18 protein-coding genes are annotated in these 18731 nt (G+C 71.1%); 6 read left to right on the top strand and 12 right to left on the bottom strand.

Annotated elements, in window-relative coordinates; genetic code table 11:
• Positions 1-137 precede the first annotated feature (137 nt).
• Positions 138-1481, top strand: a complete 1344-nt coding sequence (locus ACLJOK_RS16965; RefSeq protein ID WP_410819788.1) for an ABC transporter substrate-binding protein — start codon at positions 138-140, stop codon at positions 1479-1481.
• A gap of 68 nt (positions 1482-1549) precedes the next feature.
• Here the strand turns inward: ACLJOK_RS16965 and ACLJOK_RS16960 are convergent, their stop codons facing one another.
• Complete coding sequence (locus ACLJOK_RS16960; RefSeq protein ID WP_410819787.1) at positions 1550-2293, bottom strand: enoyl-CoA hydratase/isomerase family protein; 744 nt, start codon at positions 2291-2293, stop codon at positions 1550-1552.
• Positions 2290-3147: a 3-hydroxyacyl-CoA dehydrogenase family protein gene (locus ACLJOK_RS16955; RefSeq protein ID WP_410819786.1), complete on the bottom strand. Its 858-nt coding sequence runs from the start codon at positions 3145-3147 to the stop codon at positions 2290-2292. The genes ACLJOK_RS16960 and ACLJOK_RS16955 overlap by 4 nt, the downstream gene beginning before the upstream one ends.
• Before the next feature lie 177 nt (positions 3148-3324).
• Between ACLJOK_RS16955 and ACLJOK_RS16950 the strand changes: the two genes are divergently transcribed.
• Positions 3325-3612 (top strand): hypothetical protein, encoded by a 288-nt coding sequence (locus ACLJOK_RS16950; protein ID WP_410819785.1) that lies wholly within the window; start codon positions 3325-3327, stop codon positions 3610-3612.
• 49 nt (positions 3613-3661) lie between these two features.
• On the opposite strand, the gene ACLJOK_RS16945 is transcribed toward ACLJOK_RS16950, so the two are convergent.
• Positions 3662-4441, bottom strand: coding sequence for a class I SAM-dependent methyltransferase (locus ACLJOK_RS16945; RefSeq protein ID WP_410819784.1), 780 nt, complete (start codon positions 4439-4441; stop codon positions 3662-3664).
• A 54-nt stretch (positions 4442-4495) separates the two neighbouring features.
• Here ACLJOK_RS16945 and ACLJOK_RS16940 point away from each other — a divergent pair, with 54 nt between their 5' ends.
• Complete coding sequence (locus ACLJOK_RS16940; protein ID WP_410819783.1) at positions 4496-4885, top strand: PPOX class F420-dependent oxidoreductase; 390 nt, start codon at positions 4496-4498, stop codon at positions 4883-4885.
• A gap of 86 nt (positions 4886-4971) precedes the next feature.
• On the opposite strand, the gene ACLJOK_RS16935 is transcribed toward ACLJOK_RS16940, so the two are convergent.
• Positions 4972-5181: a BldC family transcriptional regulator gene (locus ACLJOK_RS16935; protein ID WP_007073996.1), complete on the bottom strand. Its 210-nt coding sequence runs from the start codon at positions 5179-5181 to the stop codon at positions 4972-4974.
• Positions 5182-5431: 250 nt separating this feature from the next.
• Entirely contained in the window at positions 5432-6271 is an 840-nt protein-coding gene (locus tag ACLJOK_RS16930) for a hypothetical protein (protein ID WP_410819782.1), read from the bottom strand.
• Positions 6272-6464: 193 nt separating this feature from the next.
• Here ACLJOK_RS16930 and ACLJOK_RS16925 point away from each other — a divergent pair, with 193 nt between their 5' ends.
• Both ACLJOK_RS16925 and ACLJOK_RS16920 read left to right on the top strand, forming a co-directional pair.
• The gene (locus ACLJOK_RS16925) at positions 6465-7547 is read left to right on the top strand and encodes a Leu/Phe/Val dehydrogenase (RefSeq protein WP_210784156.1); all 1083 of its coding nucleotides are present in this window, start codon (positions 6465-6467) and stop codon (positions 7545-7547) included.
• 301 nt (positions 7548-7848) lie between these two features.
• Positions 7849-8064, top strand: a complete 216-nt coding sequence (locus ACLJOK_RS16920; protein ID WP_030332207.1) for a DUF3073 domain-containing protein — start codon at positions 7849-7851, stop codon at positions 8062-8064.
• Positions 8065-8200: 136 nt separating this feature from the next.
• Here the strand turns inward: ACLJOK_RS16920 and amcA are convergent, their stop codons facing one another.
• The 5 genes from amcA to ACLJOK_RS16895 all read right to left on the bottom strand — a co-directional run bounded on the left by amcA (position 8201) and on the right by ACLJOK_RS16895 (position 12903).
• A complete protein-coding gene (amcA, locus tag ACLJOK_RS16915) occupies positions 8201-8428 on the bottom strand; it encodes a multiple cyclophane-containing RiPP AmcA (protein ID WP_410819781.1) in 228 nt (75 codons plus the stop codon).
• Entirely contained in the window at positions 8397-9500 is a 1104-nt protein-coding gene (amcB, locus tag ACLJOK_RS16910) for a cyclophane-forming radical SAM peptide maturase AmcB (protein WP_410821517.1), read from the bottom strand. Before amcB ends, amcA begins: the two co-directional genes overlap by 32 nt.
• A 130-nt stretch (positions 9501-9630) precedes the next feature.
• Positions 9631-10785 carry a phosphoribosylformylglycinamidine cyclo-ligase gene (gene purM, locus ACLJOK_RS16905; RefSeq protein ID WP_196920530.1) on the bottom strand — a complete coding sequence of 385 codons (1155 nt, stop codon included), beginning with the start codon at positions 10783-10785 and terminating at the stop codon, positions 9631-9633.
• Between the two features lie 57 nt (positions 10786-10842).
• A complete protein-coding gene (gene purF, locus ACLJOK_RS16900) occupies positions 10843-12381 on the bottom strand; it encodes an amidophosphoribosyltransferase (RefSeq protein WP_410819780.1) in 1539 nt (512 codons plus the stop codon).
• Between the two features lie 168 nt (positions 12382-12549).
• Positions 12550-12903: a sterol carrier family protein gene (locus tag ACLJOK_RS16895; protein WP_410819779.1), complete on the bottom strand. Its 354-nt coding sequence runs from the start codon at positions 12901-12903 to the stop codon at positions 12550-12552.
• A 161-nt stretch (positions 12904-13064) separates the two neighbouring features.
• Between ACLJOK_RS16895 and ACLJOK_RS16890 the strand changes: the two genes are divergently transcribed.
• Positions 13065-15086, top strand: coding sequence for a hypothetical protein (locus tag ACLJOK_RS16890; protein WP_410819778.1), 2022 nt, complete (start codon positions 13065-13067; stop codon positions 15084-15086).
• A 162-nt stretch (positions 15087-15248) separates the two neighbouring features.
• Here ACLJOK_RS16890 and ACLJOK_RS16885 read toward each other — a convergent pair whose 3' ends face one another.
• Positions 15249-16004 carry a 2-phosphosulfolactate phosphatase gene (locus ACLJOK_RS16885; protein WP_410821516.1) on the bottom strand — a complete coding sequence of 252 codons (756 nt, stop codon included), beginning with the start codon at positions 16002-16004 and terminating at the stop codon, positions 15249-15251.
• 4 nt (positions 16005-16008) lie between these two features.
• Complete coding sequence (gene purL / locus ACLJOK_RS16880; protein ID WP_410819777.1) at positions 16009-18678, bottom strand: phosphoribosylformylglycinamidine synthase subunit PurL; 2670 nt, start codon at positions 18676-18678, stop codon at positions 16009-16011.
• Between the last annotated feature and the right edge of the window lie 53 nt (positions 18679-18731).

Here is an 18731-nt window from a genome sequence, read left to right as displayed (position 1 = left end):
GTGGTCAAGAGCCCCTCATAATCGTCACTGTCCGTGTTCAACGCGAGCTACCTGCGCATTACGCCACCTCCACGGTCCCGCCGCCGGCCTCGGCACGCTAATGTGCGCAGCGGACCTTCGCCGGAGGAAGGACGACCATGTTCGAATCACGCCGCTCGCGGGTAGCCACACTGGCTGCCTGCGCGACGATCCTGCTCGCCACAAGCGCTTGCGGGGATGACAAGCCCGAGGAGGCAAGCGCCCAACAGGTGCGCCTCTACGGCACGGACGGCAACATGCTCAACTCCTATCCTGCGGAGTTGAAGGAACGGGCGAGTCTCGTCGACGGGATGAAGGGCACCACGCCCCTCGTTCCGCTGCCAGACGACTTCAAGGGCCGGCTACGGGCCGTCAATCCGGCGCTGACGGACTACGTGTACTCCGCCGAGACGTACGACGCGGTGGTGATCGCCGTGCTCGCCGCCCAGTTGGCCGGCAGCACCGACCCGGCCGCCATCACCAAGCAGATCGTCGCCGTGACGAACGACGGGCAGCGCTGCGAAGACCCGGCAAGCTGTCTCGCGCTGGCCCGCAACGGGCAGGACATCGAGTACCGCGGCGTCTCGCTGACCCGGGCGGGCTTCACCGACAAGGGTGAGCCGGCCACCGCGAGCTACGCCACGCTGACCTTCGACGGGCAGCAGATCAACGACGGCAAGACCGAGTTCGTCGGCGCGGGCATCGAGTCGGCGGCGAGCACCAAGACGCCGCCGAAGCCGAAGAAGCAGCGCCCGGGTAGCGCCGCCGACCAGGAGCCGCTGGTCCTGGGCGGCCTGCTGCCGAAGACCGGTGACCTCGCGATCGCGTACCCGCCGATGGCCGCCGGCGCCGCGCTGGCGATCAGAGAGATCAACGCCGCTGGCGGCGCACTGGGCAAACCGGTGACGTGGCTGGACGGCGACGACGGCACCAACCCGGCGGTGGCCAAGGCCACGGTGGCCAAGCACGTGACGGACGGCGTCAGCGTGATCATCGGTGCCGGCGGTTCGGGTATCTCCCGGGCGGTTCTGCCGGACGTGGTGCAGGCCGGGAAGATCCTCTTCTCCCCGTCCAACACCGACAGCAGCCTGACCGACGTGGACGACCAGGGCCTCTACTTCCGTACCGCCCCGCCGGACAGCCTCCAGGGCCGGGCGCTTGCCGACGTGATCCTCCGCGACGGGTCGCAGAAGATCGTCATCGTCGCCCGCAAGGACTCCTACGGTGAGGGCCTCCAGGGCACCGTCCGCGACGAGCTGGAGAAGGCCGGTATCGCCAACGACCGGCTCAAGCTGTTGACGTACGAGCCGCCGGCCGACGCCAAGGCCGCGCCGGTCGACTTCAGCAGCGGTGCGAAAGAGATCAAGGCATTCGGCGCGGACGCTGTACTGATCATCGGCTTCGGTGAGTCCGCCCAGGTGATCCGCGGCCTGGCCGACGCCGGGGTGCAGATCCGGCAGTAGGCAGGACCCGAAACCACGACGGCCGCACCGGCTTCCCGCCGGTGCGGCCGTTTCCGGTACGCGGGGGGTCAGCGCGGCCGGCGGCGCTCCAGGAACTCGGTCATCCGGCGGTGCTTCTCCTCGTCCTCGAAGAGCACCGCCTGGCTGACCAGGTCGAGATGCGGGTGTGCGGCGGCCGGCGCGTCCACCGCAAGCTTGGTCAGCCGCACCGCCAGCGGTGAGCCCAGGGCGATCTCGTCCAGCAACGCGTCCGCCACCGCCAGCAGCTCGCCGGGCTCGTCCACCACCCGGTTCACCAGGCCGATCCGCAGCGCCTCGGTGGCGTCCACCCGCCGGCCGGTGAAGAGCAGCTCCTTGGCCCGGCCCTCGCCGATCAACGCGGGCAGCCGGTGGGTCGCTCCGGCGCCGGCCAGGATGCCCAACCGGACCTCCGGTTGGCCGAAGACCGCCCGCGCCGTGCACACCCGAAGATCGCAGGCGTACGCCAGCTCCGCGCCACCGCCCAACGCCGGGCCGTCGACGGCCGCCACTGTCGGCATCGGCAGCGCCCGGATGCGGGCGAAGGCGGCCGAGTTGATCGCGGCGAGAGCATCAGTGCGACCGCGTTCGCGGAGCTGACCGATGTCGGCGCCACCGGCGAAGATGCCCGCCGCGCCGCCGGTGAGCAGCAGCAGTCGCGGACGCGCCTCCAACTCGGCGCAGACCTGGTGCAGCTCGGCGATCAGGTCAGCGTCGATGGCGTTGCGCTTCTCCGGCCGGTCCAGGGTGACCACCAGCCGGTCCGGCCGCTCCTCGATCCGCAACCCGCTCACTGCTTGACACCGCCTTCCCAGCGGTAGAAACCCTGCCCGGACTTCTTACCCAGCCGCCCGGCGGCCACCAACTCCTCCAGCAGCGGCGGCGGCGCGAAGCGGTCCCCGTACGCGGCCTGGAGGGTACGGGCGATGTCCAGCCGCACGTCGAGGCCGACCAGGTCGGTGAGCTCCAACGGCCCGATCGGGTGCCGGTAGCCGAGCACCATGGCCTTGTCGATGTCCGCCGGGCTGGCCACCCCGTCGGCGACCATCCGGATCGCCTCCAGCCCGAGGGTGACCCCGAGCCGGGAGGTGGCGAAGCCGGGCATGTCGCGTACGACGACGGGGTCCTTGCCCAGCCGGCCGGCGAGCGTGACGGCCGCGGCGGTGGTCTCCTCGGCGGTGGCCGGGCCGACCACGATCTCCAGCAGCGCCATCGCCCAGACCGGGTTGAAGAAGTGCAGGCCGACGAAGCGCTCGGGCGCGTCCAGCTCGGCGGCCAGCGCGCCGATGGCGATGCTGGAGGTGTTGCTGCCCAGCAGCGCCGGGCGCAGCGCGGCGGCGTCCCGGAGCACCGCACGCTTCTCCTCGAGGCGCTCCGGAACCGCCTCCACGATCACCTGGGGGGCCGGAGCGACATCGGCGAGGGTCGGACGCAGCGTCACCCGCTGCCGGTTCGTGGCGGCCTCGTCGGCGCTCAGCTTCCCGCGCTGCACCGCCCGCTCCCACAGCTCGGCGAGCCGGTTCAGCGCGGCCGCGCCCCGCTCGGGGTCCACCTCGACCAACTCGACGGCGTGCCCGGTGCCGGCCGCCACGTACGCGATGCCAAGCCCCATCGTGCCGGCACCGACGACCACGAAACGATCGCTCATCACGCCTCCCTGTCCCGCCGTCCGGCGCGCGGGGTCCCCGCAACGCCGGCCCGGGTGTCCCGCCCGCTCCGCTCGCTCATGGTGCGACCCTAGACAGCGCGACGACCCGGCACATGCGTGGGGGAGCGCCGGATCGGGTAATGACGGCCCGTCAACCGAGGGAAGGACCGCATCGAGATGAGCCAGGCACCGGAGAGCGTCACCGACGGGGAGATCGTGGAGACCCGAGGCGACGAGCGGGTCGAACTGCTACGCGCCGACACCAACAACGACGGCAAGACCGACGTGTGGGTGGTGGACACCGACGGCGACGGCAAGGCGGACCTGTTCCAGTTCGACACCGACGGTGACGGCAAGGTGGACATCACCATGGTCGACATCGACGAGGACGGCCAACCGGACGCGGTGGTCGACGGCGACGGCGGCCTCCCGCCCGAGCAGCTCCCCCCGACCGTCCAGGTCTGAGACGTACGACGGCCCCCGCTCTCCGCCCGGCGGAGGGTGGGGGCCTCGCTCAGTCCGTGAGGCGCAGGGTGGCCAGGTAGTAGGGGGCGTCGCGGTCGTCCACATCGGTGAGCCGCCAACCGGTGCCGTGCACCAGGCCGGCGAACTCGTCCGCGGAGCAGACCAGGTAGTCGAACCACTCGGTGCTCAACTCGCGGTAGCGCAGCCGTAGCCGCAGCTGACCACCGAGCCGGCCGCGCCGACGGTTGCGCTCGTGGTAACCGGTGTGCAGCGGGTCGCGGGTGCCGTACGGGTCGGTGCCCTGAGCGATGATCTGCGCCCCCGGTCGGGCCAGCGCGGCGAGCGCGGCGAGGAACTCGGGAGCCCGATCCCGCCCCTCGAACAGCCCGAGGTTGTTGCCGAGCAGCAGGAACGTGTCGTACCGCGGCCCGTCGGCGACGTGCGTGTCGACAGTGCCGTGCACCAGCCGCCGGACGCCGCGACGCCGGCTCACCTCCAGCGCGCCCGCGGAGGTGTCCAGCCCGGTGACCGGCACGCCGCGCTCCTGGAGCAGCAGCGCGATCCGGCCGGCCCCGGTGCCGATGTCCAGCGTCTCGCCGTGTGCCCGGTCCACCGCGCGGTGGTCGTACGGCTGCCACTCCGCCGGCCCGTCCAGGTAGTGCGCGGCCGGGGCGCCGTTGATCAGACCGTCGTCCCGTTCGATGATCTCGATGACCGGTCGCGGCAGTCGACCACCGACCAGGGGCCGGGGGCCTACCCCGGTGGCCACGGCGAGCGTGTCTCGCAGCAGTTCGCCGATCACGTCACCGATTAGGGGCTCAACCGTCACGGCGTTCACGCTATCCGGCCGTTCAGTGGCCCGCGCCGGCCGTATCCTGGCGGCGTGACCATGCTGGACCGGCTGTCGGCTGAGAAGTACATCCTGCTCACGACCTTCCGCAAGGACGGTCGGGCGGTGCCGACCCCGGTCTGGGCGGTACGCGACGGCGAGGCGTTGGCGGTCTGGACCCGGGCCGACTCGGGCAAGGTGAAGCGGATCCGCCACAACGGCGACGTGACAGTGGCTCCGTGCGACGTACGGGGTCGGCCACACGGGGCGGAGGTGCCGGCTCACGCGACGATCTGCGGGGGCGGTGACACCGGTCGGGTCCGCGACCTGCTCAAGCACAAGTACCGCCTGATCGGGCGACTGAGCCTGCTGGGCAGCCGGTTGCGTCGCGGCGAGGGTGGCACTGTCGGCATCCGGGTGACGTTGGCCGAGCCACGACGCTGACCCGCGGCCGGTGTCGGGCTCGGCGGTGCATACGAAAGGGGCGGCGGATCGAGATCCACCGCCCCTGACGAAGAACTGTTGCCGGCTCAGTCGCCCTGCCGCTGCTGCGGGATCTGGCCCTGAAGCAGCGCCCTGACCTCCGACTCACGGTACCGACGGTGGCCACCCAGGGTGCGGATGGCACTGAGCTTGCCAGCCTTGGCCCACCGGGTCACCGTCTTCGGGTCGACCCGGAACATCGACGCCACCTCGGCCGGCGTGAGTAGCGGCTCTGGTTCGTGCGTTCGCGATGCCATCGGTCACTCCTCCACATGTATAGACATCGGCCGGGGTCCCGCCGGCCGACGCGTCTCCCATGGTCCGGCTAGTCCCCGATGTCCGACATGGGCCGAACGGATGAAGGTCCCTAGACGGACGGATGAACCATGCCCGATTTTTACGACTTTTACACGGCAGAAAGTACCTTATTCGGACTCATGATCACGGTTCGTGATGCGTCAACTACGAGCACAACTCACCTTGGGAGCGCTCCTAGGGTGATATGCCCTAGTTGCACCGCTCCAACAGCTGCACCGCGCGCCACCGAGCCACCAACTTGTCGTACGCGGCCGACGCCTCCTCGGCCTCGCCGCGCGACAGCCCCGCGAGGCCGCCGGCAACCAGTTCGGGCGAGTCGTCGGCGGCGAGCGTCTCGTCGGAGAGCAGGTCGACCAGACCGCCGTAGTCCAACTCCACCACTGACCGCGGATGGAACTCCTCCAGCCAGCGCGCCGCCTCCTCCACCGCCTCGGTGATCGGCGCCTCGCCCACCGACTTGCGCAGCACCGACAGCGCCCGCGACGAGCGGCGCCGGGCCTTGGAGATCTCGGTGCGGTAGCGCAAGGCCCGCCGGCCCGGCTGGGTGACCAGGTCCCGCTCCGCCGGCTCGAAGAGCACGAACCACCGCAGCGGTACGCCCCAGGTGGCGATCTGCTCGTGCACCCGGGGCACACCGTGCTCCAGCACCCGGGCGCCACTGCGCCAGTCGTCCACCACCGCCCTGGCCTGCCCGGCGAGCACCGGCGGCACGAAGGCGTCGGCGAGCACCGAGGGCACCCCGTCCCGGGCGCTCAGCGCCGCCTCAGCGACCCGGATGCGCAGGTTCCACGGGCAGACCAGCAGGCCGTCGTCCGTCTCCAGGACGTACGCCTCCTCCGGCAGGTCCGGCAGCCGGGTCCAGCCGGCGCCCAGCGCCTCGATCACCGCCGTCCGCTGCCGACCGGGCCCCTCGACCGGGGCGACCGCGCGCCCCTCCGAGACGTAGCGGCGCCAGTAGCTCTGCCGGTCTCGATCGAAGGCGGCCAACGGTTCGTACACGCGCAGGTAAGAAGCGAAGAGCGACGGCACCGCGCGATCCTCCCACGAACCACACCCGTACGCGGTCAGCGGCCGGAGCACGCGCGCCGCACCGTGAGACGGCGGCGGCGCGTCGAGCGCCCGCCCGGCGGCCGATACTAGGCTCGATCACACCGGCAGCATCCCCGCCGGGGTCCACCAGGTCCGCGTCTCACAAGGACGCACACCACAGTAGGAGCCAACAATGGGCGTATTCGCGAGCACCGACGACCCGGTATCGACCGGTCACGAACAGGTCGTGTTCTGCCAGGACAAGCAGAGCGGCCTGAAGGCGATCATCGGGATCTACTCCACCGCGCTGGGCCCGGCGCTCGGCGGCACCCGCTTCTACCCGTACGCGAGCGAGGACGACGCCCTCGCCGACGTGCTGGACCTGTCCCGCGGGATGGCATACAAGAACGCGCTCGCCGGTCTGGACCTGGGCGGCGGCAAGGCCGTCATCTGGGGCGACCCGGAGCAGATCAAGAGCGAGGCGCTGCTGCGCGCGTACGGCCGCTTCGTGGAGTCGCTGGGCGGCCGCTACTACACCGCATGTGACGTCGGCACGTACGTGGCGGACATGGACGTCGTGGCCCGGGAGACCCGCTACGTGACCGGGCGCAGCGTGGAGCACGGCGGCGCCGGCGACTCGTCGATCCTGACCGCCTGGGGTGTCTTTCAGGGGATGCGGGCCGCGGCCGAGCACGTGTGGGGCACCCCGAGCCTGCGGGGCCGGCGGGTCGGCGTGGCGGGCCTGGGCAAGGTCGGCAAGTACCTCACCGGGCACCTGCTGGAGGACGGCGCCGAGGTGGTCGCCACCGACGTCAACCCGAAGGCGCTGGCGTGGGTGCGCAGCAACCACCCACAGGTCACCCTCGTCGACGACTCCAGCGCGCTGGTCGCCGCGGACATCGACGTGTACGCGCCGTGCGCCCTGGGCGGCGCCCTGAACGATGACACGGTGCCGGCGTTGCGCGCCAAGGTGGTCACGGGGGCGGCGAACAACCAGCTCGCCCACCCGGGCATCGAGAAGCTGCTGGCCGACCGGGGCATCCTCTACACACCGGACTACGTGGTCAACGCGGGCGGCGTGATCCAGGTGGCGGACGAGATCGAGGGCTTCAACTTCGACCGGGCGAAGCTGCGGGCGACCCGGATCTACGACACCACCCGCGAGATCCTGCACCTGGCTGACGCGGAGGGCGTGCCGCCGGCGGTGGCCGCCGACCGGCTGGCGGAGCGGCGGATGGCGGACGTCGGCCGGCTGCGCGCGATCCACCTGCGCTGAGCGATCCCGGGGGCGGGTCGACGAGATCCGCCTCCGGGGCCCCGGTGCCGGGCGTCGCTGGGTAAGCTGAGCCGGGGTCAAATTTGATGCGGTTTGTCCGGTGTCACGGGTGCTAACCGTTCCGCTCCTTACCCGGTACACTGGGTGACGGCCGGATCGACGCGACGCGCAGAGCCGGCTGACGGTAACCCGAGGTGCCGAACGGTGGCATCCCCATGTACCGTAAGAGCCACGAGAGATGCCTGACGTCATCGGGGCCCGCCTTCGGGCTGCCCCGCATTCTGTGCGAGGGGGTCGAGCCATGGGGCGCGGCCGTGCTAAGGCCAAGCAGACTAAGGTGGCGCGGGAGTTGAAGTACCACTCCCCGAACACCGACCTCACCGCTTTGCAGCGCGAACTGGCGGGTGCTGGTAAGTCTGAGCACCACTTCGACGACGACTCTAAAGAGTTCGTCGACGACGATGATGAGGATCACGCGGACGACGATCCGGATCCCTGGGTCCGTCCGACCCGCTGACCTCTCGACGCAGCTGAGCACGCGGTAACCCCCGCGTGCTCACTCACGTCCCGTGCGGGTTCAGCCGCCGACGATCAGGGGCCTGGCCCGACCGGATCCACTCCGGCCGCTCGACAGGCCCCTGACAACGGCTTCCTCAGCGCGGGCGATTGTTCCAGTTGTAGAACGTCGGGATGTTCTCGAAGTGGTTCCAGGCGCAGACCGCGCTGGCGCCCTCTCCGCCCGACACCTCCGAACGCAGCCGCCGTGCGTCCTCGGCCTCCTGAAGCAGTGCGACGAGCGCGGGAGCCGCGTCCCGCACCCGTTCGGTGACTCCGTTGTCCGCTTCGCGCTCAGGCCGCCGGTGACTGGTGGTCTCGGGCATGCTCCAACACTCCCTCCAATAGGCGGATCTTGCTGTTGCGGCAGTGCTCGGTCTCCGTACCGTCAAAACGCCCCAGTTCGAAGTAACGGTTGGCGGCATGGCCGCCACCGCAGAAGCCGAAGTACGGGCAGGACGCCCTACACGCCTCCACCCCGGCCAGGAACTCCCCCACCCATGGCGTGGTCGCCGCGTCGCGGAGGATCTGCGCCAACGGGGTCGTCAGCACGTTGCCGCTGCTGAAGTCGCCGTAGCGGGGGTCGGTGAACCCGGCCAGCTCCGGGGAGAGCACGATCACCGAGCCGTCGTGACCAATCGTCGGAATCGGGTCCAGTTGGCGGGGCAGCACAGAGTCCGCCGAGTTGTCGAGCACCGCCGCGGCGTAGCGCAACGACCACTCGATCTCGCGGAGGTGGATCCGGGGCTCCCGGCGCCACGCCCCGACCAACTCCGCCCAGAACGCAGACACGGCCGACGGGTCGTGGCGGTTGTCGCGGGTGTTGACTCCCTCGGTCTCCTCGATGTTGATGCCCAGCACGTCGCAGCCCAACTCGAGGAAGTAGTCGTACAGCTCGGTGGCGAGCCCTGGCTCCGGCCTGGACACCACTGCCAACGCCGAGAAGGGAAGACCGCGCCGGCGGAGCACCGAGATGCCGTGCAGGATCCGGTCGTACGCCGGCTGACCACCCCGGTTGACCCGGTCGCCGTTGCGCGCCCGGGGCCCGTCGACGCTCACGCTCACGCGCATCTCGTGCCGGGCGAAGAAATCGCACCAGTCGTCGTCGATGAGGGTGGCGTTTGTCTGCACGTGGTGCTCGACCTCTGGCCCGAACGGGGCGATCAGCTCGGCCAGGTGCTCTCGACCAGCGGCCAGGGGCTCGCCGCCGTGCCACACGACGGAGAACCGACCGTTCGCCGCCCAGGGACTGACAGCGGCCGCGACCGCCTCGGCCACCGCCACCGGCATCCGGCGGTCGGCGGCTCGAAAAGGCAGATAGCAGTACGCGCAGTCGAGGTTGCAGAGGGTGGTGGGCTGCATGACGACGTACGACGGGACGGCGGCCAGACCGCGCATCCCGCTGAACGACTGTCCCCGAGCAGCCATCGCCCTCCTCCGCCTAGCCTGAGGGTGCCCTTCAGGCTAGGCGGCATTGGCCACTCGGGTGAAGCCCTGATCAGGTGCCCGTACGATCACCGGAGGGTGATCAGCCTCGGGTGTGCTGACCAACCATCTGCACGTTGCCGGTGCCCTCGATGATCTCGCCGGCCTGCCACGCCTCGACCCCACGGCCGGTCAGGGTGGCCAGCGCCCGGTCGGCGTCCTCGGCCGACACGATCGCGAACATGCCGACGCCCATGTTGAAGGTCGACTCCATGTCGTGGTCGTCGATCCGACCCTTCGTCTGGATCAGGTCGAAGATCGGCTGCGGCTTCCAGGTGGACCGGTTGACCACCGCGTCGACGTGCTCGGGCAGCACCCGGACCAGGTTGCCGGGGATGCCGCCACCGGTGATGTGGGACAGCGCCCGCACCTCGGCCTCGGCGATCAGCTTGAGGCAGTCCTTGGCGTAGATCTTGGTCGGGGTGAGCAGCTCCTCGCCGAGGGTGCGCTGCCGACCGAAGTCGTCGATCACGATGTCCAGACGCATCCGGGCTGCGCCCAGCAGCACGTGCCGGACCAGCGAGTACCCGTTGGAGTGCAGGCCGGAGGAGCGCATGGCGATCACCACGTCGCCCACCTCGACCCGCTCGGGGCTGAGGATGTCGGCTTCCTCGACGACGCCCACGCCGGTCGCGGAGATGTCGTACTCGTCCGGGCGCAGCACGCCGGGGTGCTCGGCGGTCTCGCCGCCCAGCAGCGCGCAGCCGGCGTAGCGGCAGCCGTCGGCGATGCCCGCACCGATCTCGGCGACCTTGTCCGGCACGACCTCGCCGGTGGCGATGTAGTCGAGCAGGAACAGTGGCTCGGCGCCGCAGGCCACCAGGTCGTCGACGACCATCGCGACCAGGTCGATGCCAACCGTGTCGTGGATGTCCATCTGCTGGGCGATCACCAGCTTGGTGCCCACCCCGTCGGTGGAGGACGCCAGGATCGGGCTCTTGTACTTCTTCGTGTCCAGCCGGAACAGGCCGGCGAAACCACCGAGGTCACCGAGCACCTCGGGACGGCGGGTCTGCCGCACCTTCGACTTGAGCAGCTCCACCGCGCGGTCACCCGCGTCGATGGAGACGCCGGCGTCGGCGTACGAGACCGAGCGTTTGCGCGCCTGGCGGCCAGCACCGCCCGTCCACGGCTGGCGGTCGCCGCCGGCGCCGGTCGGGCTGCTTCCTGCGCCGCTGCGCTCGGACACGTGCGTCACGGTTCTCCCCTTTGGTTCTCGGTGCCGCCGGCGGTAGCCGGGCCGCGCCGGTTGGTGCTACGGGCGGTTTGCGGTAACGCCACCCGGAGTGGCGACGGACGAGCCGTTTGTGGGCGGGGCCTCCGGCGCCGAGTTGGCGACGCGTCGGCCCACCCCTTCGAGCACGTGCTTGCCGATCAGGTTGCCGGCCGGCAGCTCGATCGGGTACTCCCCATCGAAACACGCCCGACACAGCCGGGTCTTCGGCTGCTCGGTCGCGGCGATCAGGCCAGGAAGGGAGACGAAGCCCAGCGTGTCGGCGCCGATGGAGCGCCGGATGCCGTCGTTGTCCAACCCGTTGGCCAGCAGCTCCGCCCGGGTGGCGAAGTCGATGCCGTAGAAGCACGGCCAGCTGACCGGCGGGGAGGAGATCCGGACGTGCACCTCCAGCGCCCCCGCCTCACGCAGCATCCGCACAATGGCGCGCTGGGTGTTGCCGCGCACGATCGAGTCGTCCACGACCACCAACCGCTTGCCGCGGACGTTCTCCCGCAGCGGGTTGAGCTTGAGCCGGATGCCGAGTTGACGCAGGGTCTGCGACGGCTGGATGAAGGTACGACCCACGTACGGGTTCTTCATCAGGCCGGCACCGTAGGTGATGCCGGACGCCTCCGCGTACCCGATGGCGGCTGGGGTGCCCGACTCGGGCACCGGGATCACCAGGTCGGCCTCGACGGGGTGCTCCTTGGCCAACTGCCGGCCGATCTGCACCCGCGCCGAGTGGACGTTGCGCCCGGCGATCGTGGCATCCGGGCGGGCGATGTAGACGTACTCGAAGAGGCATCCCTTCGGCTCCGGCGCGGCGAACCGGGTGGAACGCAGCCCGTTCTCGTCGATCGCGATCAGCTCGCCCGGTTCGACCTCGCGCACCACGCTGGCGCCGACGATGTCCAGGGCGGCCGTCTCGCTCGCGACGACCCAGCCGCGCTCCAGGCGGCCGAGCACCAGCGGGCGGACGCCGTGCGGATCGCGGGCCGCGTAGAGGGTCGACTCGTCCATGAAGACGAAGCTGAACGCGCCGCGCAGCTGCGGCAGCACCTCCAGCGCGGCCGCCTCGACCGACAGATCCGGTCGGCTGGCGAGCAGCATCGTCACCAGGGAGGTGTCGTTTGTCGAGCCGTCCGCGATGAGGCCGCGCTCGGCGACCTCCTTCTCCAGCTCGGCCGTGTTGACCAGATTGCCGTTGTGGGCCAGCGCGATGGTCGTGCCGGAGGTGGTCGACCGGATCGTCGGCTGGGCGTTCTCCCAGTTGGACGCGCCGGTGGTGGAGTATCGGGCGTGCCCGATCGCCAGGTGACCACGCAGGCTGGCCAGGGTGGGCTCGTCGAAGACCTGCGCCACCAGGCCGAGGTCCTTGTAGACCACCACGCCGGAGCCATCGCTCACCGCGATGCCCGCGGCCTCCTGGCCTCGGTGCTGCAGGGCATAGAGGCCGAAGTAGGTCAGATTGGCAACCTCTTCGCCGGGGGCCCAGACGCCGAAGACGCCGCAGGCATCCTGGGGGCCAGGTCGTTGGGGGTCAAGGTCGTGGCTCAGCCGGCCGTCGCCTCGGGGCACCTACCGCTCCCTCATGCTGGTCTGGACCGGCCGGGCGGGGATCACGGGCGGATCCACTCTCCTCTGCCGGGACCACTGTCATCGCCTGACAGTGTACGCGAATCGACGTCAATACAGTAAGTCACGATTCCCCTGCTCAGCGTCACGGCGAGTAGGACATCGGGACGATCAGAGGGGCAGATACGCCGAGAGGTCCGCCCGGTTACCACTCATCTGGACGCGACCGTCGGTGACCGCCTCGGCCCAGGCAACCCTGCCGGTTGCCAACTCCAACCAGGTGTTCGGGGCCATCTCGACCACGTTTGGTGGATTTCCTCTGGTGTGTCGAGGCCCCGGTACGCATTGGATCGCCCCGTATGGTGGGACGCGCACCTCCACCGATCGGCCGGGGGCGCGCTCCGCGAGGACGGCCAACAACGACCGGACCGCCTCTCGGTACACCGGCCGTTCGGGTGTACGCCCCTCGTCGAGCGCCGACAACGCGGCCGTAACGGCAGCGGACTTACTGTGCGGAGAGGACACGACGGGACGATACGACCCCTAGGCCAAACACGCGACGCTGGCCCTGGGTCGCGCTCATGCAGTCGGACAAGGCATAGTTGCCGACGGCGTATTCGTACCGTGATGATCCCCGGCCCGGCGCCCCGCCGGTCAGAGGGAAGTCAGCCCGGAAGGCGGTGGACGTGTCAACACACCGACGTGCCTGGAAGCAGCGGGCCGGTGTGGTCGTAGCGCTGGTTGCCGGCGCTCTGCTCGCCGTCCCCGCCACACCAGCCATGGCCGCAGAGGTCAGCGTTTCCCCCAGCTCGATCACCGTAAACGCCGGCAGCGACGCCACAATCACCGTGCGCGTCACTGGGGGTAATGGCGACGAGTCGGCGAAGGTCAGCCTCTCCGGCCTGCCGTCCGGCGTCACCTGCGCCAGTGGCTGCGGCGATGTCAAACTCTCCGGCGGCGGCCTGGGCAACCCGACAGGGTCGCAGCTGGTCAGGATCGCGGCCAACGACAACGCCGGCGACGCGACAGCGACCATCACGGTGGCGGTCGAGGCCGAGTCCGGCCCTGACACCGCCACCGTCTCGCTGACCGTGAAGGGCAAGGCCGCTCCGCCGCCGCCGCAGAACCAGACAGTGCGGTCGGTGGCCGGCAAGGTGGTTGCGCAGGCTAACGGCAAGGCCGTGCCGAACGCGTTCGTGGTTCTCCAGGACACCGCCGGTCACCGCTACGACGCCACGAGCAACGGCAACGGCGACTTCCGGTTCACCGGCACCACCCAGAACCCGATCGCGCCCGGACGGATCGACCTGGGCGCGTCGTTCGACAACGTCAAGGCGTTCAAGACCTTGAACGCCAGCGCCGGGCAGGCCATCACCGGGCAACGACTCAGCCTCGAGATCAAGGTCGAGGTGACGCCCAGCGCCACCCCGTCCGCCACCCCCGAGGCCACTCCCACCGAGGAGGCGACCGAGGAGGGCACCGAGGAGGAGCCCACCGAGGAGGCCAGCCAGGGCGCTCCGGCGAACGCCGCGAACAACGAGGACGGCGGCGGCCTCAGCTCGTACCTGATCATTTTGCTCGGTGGTCTCCTGGTCGCCGCCGGTGTCGGCACGATCGTGCTGCTCTGGATGAAGCGCAGGGAGAACGGCGGCGACGACGACTCTCCGGCGGCTGCCGGTGGCGGCGGTGTGGTGCCGCCCTCGCGGGGCGGGTTCCGCGGTGCGGACGACCAGACCCGGGTGGTCGGCGGTCGTCCCGGCGGCGGACCGGACCCGACAATGGTCGGTGGCGCCGCGCTGAGCGAGGCACCGACGATGATGCACCGCCCGGTGGTCGACGACGTTCCGCCAGACCCGTACGGCGCGCCTGCCCAGGCGTACGGCGGCGCGGGTCAGCAGGGCTGGGGCGGTGCCGGCTACGGCGAGGAGCCAGCGTCCGCTGGTTACGGTGCCGGCGGCTACGGCAACGCTCCCGCTTCCGGCGGCGGCTACGGCGCTCCGGCCGGCCCGGAGGGCGGGTACGGCGCCGGTGCGGCCGGTGACGGTTACGGTGCCGCGCCCGGTGCCGGTTACGGCAATGCTCCGGCCTCCGGTGCCGGCTACGGGAACGCCCCAGCCTCCAGTGGCGGCTACGGCGGTCGTGACTACGACGCCCCGGGCGGCACCGCCGCCTACCCGCCGGCTCCCGCTGGCGGAGCGGCCTACGGCGAGCGGTTCGACGAGCCGACCGGTCGGTACACCGGCGACACCCAGTACCCGGCCCCGGCCGACCCGTATGCCACCGGCGTCTACCAGCCGGAGCAGGGGCAGGGGTACGGCCAGCCCGATCCCGCCCCGTACGGCGGCCGCGCTGCCGAGCCGACCGCGGGGTACGGCGCTCCGGAGGCTGGCGGCTACGACCAGGGCGGCTACGGTCAACCGGCCGGCGGCTACGACCAGGGCGGCGCCTACGGCCAGGAGCCTCCGCAGCAGCGCGGCGGCTACGACGACCGGGGCTACGACCAGGGCGGCTACGGCCAGCCCGCCGGCGGATACGACCAGGCCGGCAACTACGGCGGCCAGGAGCCTCCGCCGCAGCGCGGTGGCGGTTACGACGACCGGGGCGGCTACGACCAGGGCGGCTACGGCCAGCCCGCCGGGCGGAACCGACCGGAGACCCCACCGCCGACCGAGCGCGGCGGTCGCCGCCTCGACTGGCTGGACGACTGACCCCACCACAGTGCACTGAAACGGCCACCCGGATCTCCGGGTGGCCGTTTCGCTCTCACAAGACCAACCCGACCCGCGCCGATCTTGCAGTTTCGGTCGCCTATACGCGTGGAATGCCCCCTAGGTCGGGACAGAAAGTGCAAGATCGCGGGATGGGGCGGGTCAGGCGGCGGCGAAGACGCCCTGACGGAGCACCGGCACGACGTCCGACACGCCGATCCGGACGGCGACGTCCACGTCCGCGGCGAAACCGCTCTCGGTCAACTCCCGCCCGGAGACGCTGCCGCGCACCGCGGCGGGCAGATCCGGGGTGCTCGCCAGCGCGGCGAGCGCCATGGCCGCCTCCACCGAGAGCCCACCCGGCACACCGGAGAGGGCGTCCAGCACCGAGGCGGCACCGAGTTGGTCCTCCACCGACGGGCGCAGCGACCCGTCCGGCCACCGCTCCCCCGAGGCGATCACGCCGATCGGGGCGTCCAGCGTGCCGTACCCCTGGCGGCGCAGCCAATGCCCGACGGCGCGTGCGTTGCGCAGGCACGCCGCTACCACCGGCAGGCCGGTGGCGCTGGCGGCGGCGCTGATGGCGGAGCCGTTAGGCGAGGGCAGCACGAGGTCCGCCACCACGGGTGCGCTGCTCAGCGCGGCCGGCGAGAGCGACCACGGATGCTCAGCGGTCGTCTGCCGCCGCCCGACGGCAGCTGTCGCACCCACCCGGACGGCGTACTCGGCGGCCTGCTCACCCCAGGGGAACGGGTGCACCCGCATGCCCCGGGCGACCGCCACCTCCACGGCGGTGGTGAACGAGAGGACGTCCACCACCACCAGCGCCGCGCAGACCCGACCGAGCTCGGCCGCCCCGGTCAGCCCCCAGTCGAACCGGGCACCCGATCCGGGTTGGCCGTGGACGGCGGCCGTCAACGCCTCAGCGCTCGTCAGGCAACGGCTCGGTGACACCGGAGTCAGATTCGGACGCCCCGCCGGGCTGCTCTGACCCGATCGGCTCGACCGCGCCGGTCTCCGGGGAAGGACCCGAAGAAGCGATCGGCTCGGAGACCACCGCCGCCGCGTCGACCGGCTCGGCCTGCCCGACCGGCAGCGGGACGGCCTCGACCGCACCCGCCACACCGGCAGCCGGCGCGGGCACCTCGACGGCCGCCGAGCCCCCGAAGAGGCGCGGCAACGTCTCGGTGTGCGCGGTGCGCAGCTCGTCCAGGCCGATCCGGAACTGACCGTGCACCTCGAGCGCCCCGCCGGACGGGTCGGTGACGCCGATCAGCTCGAACGGCACGCCCCGCTCGGCGCAGAGCGCCGCGAACGCCTTGTCGTGGCCGCGCGGCACCGAGACCAGCGCCCGCGTGGCGGACTCGCTGAACAGGTAGACGAACGGCATAGAGCCCTCGGCGAACTGCTCCGGCACCGCGACCCGGGCACCGACGCCGCGACGCAGGCAGGACTCGACCAGGCTCTGGGCGAGCCCACCGTCGGAGAGGTCGTGCGCGGAGGCCAGGTGACCGACCCGGGCCGCCTCGGCCAGCAACTCGGCGAGCGCCTTCTCGCGAAGGAGGTCGACCTGCGGCGGAATACCGCCGAGGTGCTCGTGCGTCACCCAGGCCCACTCCGAGCCGGACAGCTCCACGTTCGTCTCGCCGAGCAGGTAGATCTGGTCGTGGTCGCCACCGGCGCGCGGCACGAAGCCCATCGGCACCCGGTCGGCGACGTTGTCCAGCACACCCAGCACGCCGACCACAGGGGTCGGATGGATGGCTGCCGCGCCGGTCTGGTTGTAGAAGCTGACGTTGCCGCCGGTCACCGGGATGCCCAGCTCCAGGCAGCCGTCCGCCAGGCCGCGCACGGCCTCGGCGAACTGCCACATCACGCCCGGGTCCTCCGGTGAGCCGAAGTTGAGGCAGTCGGTCACGGCGATCGGCTTCGCGCCGGTCACCGCTACGTTCCGGTACGCCTCAGCCAGGGCCAGCTTCGTGCCGTTGTACGGGTCCAGTCGGGCGTAACGGCCGTTGCCGTCCACCGACAGCGCCACACCGAGGCCGGTCCGCTCGTCGATCCGGATCACGCCGCCGTCCTCCGGCTGGGCGAGCACCGTGTTGCCCAGCACGTAGCGGTCGTACTGCTCGGTGACCCAGCTCTTGTCGGCCAGGTTGGGCGACGCGATCATGCGCAGCACGGTCTCCCGCAGCGCCTCCGGGTCGGCCGGGCGGGGCAGCGTCTCGGCCCGGTCGGCCTGGAGCAGGATCAGGTCGGCCGGCTCGCGCATCGGCCGGGCGTAGACCGGGCCGTCGTCGACCAGCGAACCCGGCGGCACGTCGACGACCAGGTGGTCCTGCCAGGTGATCAGCAGTCGACCCGGGCTGCCGTCCGGCTCCGGTGCGGTGACCTCACCGATCGCGGTGGCGAGGACGCCCCACTTCTCGCAGGTCTTGAGCACCGCGTCGAGCTTGTCCGGCTCGACGACCAGCAGCATCCGCTCCTGCGACTCACTGGCCAGGATCTCGTGCGGGTCCATCGAGGGCTCGCGCAGCGGCACCCGCTCCAGCCAGACCCGCATGCCGGTGCCGGCAGCGGCGGCGGTCTCGGTGAGCGCACAGGTCAGACCGGCGCCGCCGAGGTCCTGGATGCCGACGACAAGTTGGCCGTCGTACAGCTCGAGGCAGGCCTCGATCAGCAGCTTCTCGGTGAACGGGTCGCCGACCTGCACGGCGGGGCGGCGCGCCTCGCTGCCCTCGTCGAAGGTGGCGCTGGCCAGCACCGAGACGCCGCCGATGCCGTCGCGGCCGGTCTTGGCGCCCATCAGCACGACAACGTTGCCCGGGCCGGCGGCGGCCTTGTTCTGCAGCCGACTGACCGGCAGCACGCCCAGGCAGAGAGCGTTGAGCAGCGGGTTGCCCTGGTAAGACGGGTCGAAGACCAGCTCGCCACCGATGTTGGGCAGGCCCAGGCAGTTGCCGTAGCCGCTTACGCCAGCGACCACGCCGGTGAGCACCCGGGCGGTGTCCGGGTGGTCCGCGGCACCGAAGCGCAGCGGGTCCATCACCGCGACCGGGCGGGCGCCCATGGCGAGGATGTCCCGGACGATGCCACCGACGCCGGTCGCCGCGCCCTGGTACGGCTCGACGAAGCTCGGGTGGTTGTGCGACTCGACCTTGAAGGTCACCGCCAGCTCGTCGGAGATCTGCACGACACCGGCGTTCTCACCGATGCCGGCGAGCATCCGGTCGCTGTGCGGGGCCTTCTCGCCGAACTGGCGCAGGTGCACCTTGCTCGACTTGTAGGAGCAGTGCTCGCTCCACATGATCGAATACATCGCCAGCTCGGACTGCGTGGGCCGGCGGCCGAGGATCTGCCGGATCCGGTCGTACTCGTCGTCGCGCAGGCCCAGCTCGGTGTACGGCTGAAGCTCGCCCGGGGTGCCACCGGCGCGCGGCACGGTGTCCACGCCCTCGGTCCAGACGGCGGCGGCCGGCTGGGCGGGAGCGGTCGCCGGTGCGACCGGCTGCCCCGCGCTCGGCTCGGCCGGCTGCGCCGGGGCGGAGTACGCCTCCGGTGTGTCCCGTACCGGGTCCGGATGGGTGGTCATGACCTCTCCTCGCTGCGCTCGTGCCCGCCAGGCCGGCGGTTGAGCTGACCGAT

It is taken from the genome of Micromonospora sp. 050-3, assembly GCF_046549335.1.
In the GTDB taxonomy this organism is placed as follows: Bacteria; Actinomycetota; Actinomycetes; order Mycobacteriales; family Micromonosporaceae; genus Micromonospora; species Micromonospora trifolii.
This window is presented reverse-complemented; position numbering and strand designations above follow the sequence as displayed.

Coding starts and splice junctions, on each gene's coding strand:
- ACLJOK_RS16965 (WP_410819788.1), top strand. CDS start 138: ATGTTCGAATCACGCCGCTCGCGGGTAGCCACACTGGCTGCCTGCGCG.
- ACLJOK_RS16955 (WP_410819786.1), bottom strand. CDS start 3,147: ATGAGCGATCGTTTCGTGGTCGTCGGTGCCGGCACGATGGGGCTTGGC.
- ACLJOK_RS16950 (WP_410819785.1), top strand. CDS start 3,325: ATGAGCCAGGCACCGGAGAGCGTCACCGACGGGGAGATCGTGGAGACC.
- ACLJOK_RS16935 (WP_007073996.1), bottom strand. CDS start 5,181: ATGGCATCGCGAACGCACGAACCAGAGCCGCTACTCACGCCGGCCGAG.
- ACLJOK_RS16925 (WP_210784156.1), top strand. CDS start 6,465: ATGGGCGTATTCGCGAGCACCGACGACCCGGTATCGACCGGTCACGAA.
- ACLJOK_RS16920 (WP_030332207.1), top strand. CDS start 7,849: ATGGGGCGCGGCCGTGCTAAGGCCAAGCAGACTAAGGTGGCGCGGGAG.
- amcA (WP_410819781.1), bottom strand. CDS start 8,428: ATGCCCGAGACCACCAGTCACCGGCGGCCTGAGCGCGAAGCGGACAAC.
- amcB (WP_410821517.1), bottom strand. CDS start 9,500: ATGCGCGGTCTGGCCGCCGTCCCGTCGTACGTCGTCATGCAGCCCACC.
- purL (WP_410819777.1), bottom strand. CDS start 18,678: ATGACCACCCATCCGGACCCGGTACGGGACACACCGGAGGCGTACTCC.